The sequence below is a fragment of the Halobacillus sp. GSS1 genome, assembly GCF_017307035.1.
In the GTDB taxonomy this organism is placed as follows: Bacteria; Bacillota; Bacilli; order Bacillales; family Halobacillaceae; genus Halobacillus; species Halobacillus litoralis.
Map to the genome: position 1 here is coordinate 1 of NZ_JAFLHE010000027.1, position 3,024 is coordinate 3,024.

The following is a 3,024-nucleotide window of genomic DNA, read 5'->3' on the forward strand; positions in this document are numbered from 1 at the left end:
AATCAGATAGATAAGTCATCGATCCATTAGTATCCGTCAGCTCCACGTGTCACCACGCTTCCACCTCGGACCTATCAACCTCATCGTCTCTGAGGGATCTTATTTGCTTAAAGCAAAGGGAAATCTCATCTCAAGGGGGGCTTCATGCTTAGATGCTTTCAGCACTTATCCCGACCACACGTAGCTACCCAGCGATGCTCCTGGCGGAACAACTGGTACACCAGCGGTGTGTCCATCCCGGTCCTCTCGTACTAAGGACAGCTCCTTTCAAATTTCCAACGCCCACGACGGATAGGGACCGAACTGTCTCACGACGTTCTGAACCCAGCTCGCGTACCGCTTTAATGGGCGAACAGCCCAACCCTTGGGACCGACTACAGCCCCAGGATGCGATGAGCCGACATCGAGGTGCCAAACCTCCCCGTCGATGTGGACTCTTGGGGGAGATAAGCCTGTTATCCCCGGGGTAGCTTTTATCCGTTGAGCGACGGCCCTTCCATGCGGAACCGCCGGATCACTAAGCCCGACTTTCGTCCCTGCTCGACTTGTAGGTCTCGCAGTCAAGCTCCCTTGTGCCTTTACACTCTGCGAATGATTTCCAACCATTCTGAGGGAACCTTTGGGCGCCTCCGTTACCTTTTGGGAGGCGACCGCCCCAGTCAAACTGCCCACCTGACACTGTCTCCGGACCGGATCACGGTCCTGGGTTAGAATGTCCGTACAGCCAGGGTAGTATCCCACCAGCGCCTCCACCGAAGCTAGCGCTCCGGCTTCCAAGGCTCCTACCTATCCTGTACAAGCTGTACCAACATTCAATATCAGGCTACAGTAAAGCTCCACGGGGTCTTTCCGTCCTGTCGCGGGTAATGTGCATCTTCACACATAGTATAATTTCACCGGGTCTCTCGTTGAGACAGTGCCCAAGTCGTTGCACCTTTCGTGCGGGTCGGAACTTACCCGACAAGGAATTTCGCTACCTTAGGACCGTTATAGTTACGGCCGCCGTTTACTGGGGCTTCGGTTCAACGCTTCGCATAAGCTAACGCATCCCCTTAACCTTCCAGCACCGGGCAGGTGTCAGCCCCTATACTTCGCCTTACGGCTTCGCAGAGACCTGTGTTTTTGGTAAACAGTCGCTTGGGCCTTTTCACTGCGGCTCCTCGGCAGAGGAGCACCCCTTCTCCCGAAGTTACGGGGTCATTTTGCCGAGTTCCTTAACGAGAGTTCTCCCGCTCACCTTAGGATCCTCTCCTCGCCTACCTGTGTCGGTTTGCGGTACGGGCACCTCTTTCCTCACTAGAGGATTTTCTTGGCAGTGTGAACTCAGGAGCTTCGGTACTATATTTCCCTCCCCATCACAGCTTGACGTTGCCGGACGGATTTGCCTATCCGACCGTCTCACTGCTTGGACGCGCACATCCAGTGGCGCGCTCTCCTTATCCTCCTGCGTCCCCCCGTCGTTCAAACGGAAAGGAGGTGGTACAGGAATATCAACCTGTTGTCCATCGCCTACGCCTTTCGGCCTCGGCTTAGGTCCCGACTAACCCTGAGAGGACGAGCCTTCCTCAGGAAACCTTAGGCATTCGGTGAAAGAGATTCTCACTCTTTTTTCGCTACTCATACCGGCATTCTCACTTCTAAGCGCTCCACCAGTCCTTACGGTCTGACTTCACGGCCCTTAGAACGCTCTCCTACCACTGATCATAAGATCAATCCGCAGCTTCGGTGGTGTGTTTAGCCCCGGTACATTTTCGGCGCAGAGTCACTCGACCAGTGAGCTATTACGCACTCTTTGAATGATGGCTGCTTCTAAGCCAACATCCTGGTTGTCTAAGCAACTCCACATCCTTTTCCACTTAACACACACTTTGGGACCTTAGCTGGCGGTCTGGGCTGTTTCCCTCTCGACCATGAACCTTATCACCCACGGTCTGACTCCCAGAACAAAGTCTATGGCATTCGGAGTTTGACTGAATTCGGTAACCCGATAGGGGCCCCTCGTCCAATCAGTGCTCTACCTCCATGACTTTCTATTCTGAGGCTAGCCCTAAAGCTATTTCGGAGAGAACCAGCTATCTCCGTGTTCGATTGGCATTTCACCCCTACCCACACCTCATCCCCGCAATTTTCAACTTGCGTGGGTTCGGGCCTCCAGTCAGTGTTACCTGACCTTCACCCTGGACATGGGTAGATCACACGGTTTCGGGTCTACGACCGCATACTCACTCGCCCTATTCAGACTCGCTTTCGCTGCGGCTCCGCTTCTGCTGCTTAACCTCGCATACGGTCGTAACTCGCCGGTTCATTCTACAAAAGGCACGCCGTCACCCATTAACGGGCTCCGACTACTTGTAGGCACACGGTTTCAGGTTCTCTTTCACTCCCCTTCCGGGGTGCTTTTCACCTTTCCCTCACGGTACTGGTTCACTATCGGTCACTAGGGAGTATTTAGCCTTGGGAGATGGTCCTCCCGGATTCCGACGGAATTCCTCGTGTTCCGCCGTACTCAGGATCCACTCCGGAGAGAGAAAGATTTCGACTACAGGGCTGTTACCTGCTCTGGCTGACCTTTCCAGATCGATTCGCCTATCTTCCTCTTTGGTAACTCCAATGGAGTGTCCTACAACCCCAGAAAGCAAGCTTTCTGGTTTGGGCTGATTCCGTTTCGCTCGCCGCTACTTGGGAAATCGCGTTTGCTTTCTCTTCCTCCGGGTACTTAGATGTTTCAGTTCCCCGGGTGTGCCTGCCTATACCTATGTATTCAGTATAGGATACTGTCCCATTACGAACAGTGGGTTTCCCCATTCGGAAATCTCCGGGTCAAAGCCTACTTACGGCTCGCCGGAGCATATCGGTGTTAGTCCCGTCCTTCATCGGCTCCTAGTACCAAGGCATCCACCGTGCGCCCTTATTCACTTAACTATCTTCGTGAAAAGACGTTTACAATTTCAATTAGATGTCTTGTCATCAATTGCCTCATCGTTAGATGAAACAATGATTCCTTATCCAGTTTTCAAGGTTCAC

Annotated in this window: 1 rRNA gene; it reads right to left on the minus strand. The window is 53.1% G+C overall.

Features of this window, described 5'->3' with window-relative positions:
• Positions 1-6 precede the first annotated feature (6 nt).
• Positions 7-2,922: ribosomal RNA gene (locus J0K78_RS19920) — 23S ribosomal RNA — on the minus strand.
• Positions 2,923-3,024: the final 102 nt, after the last annotated feature.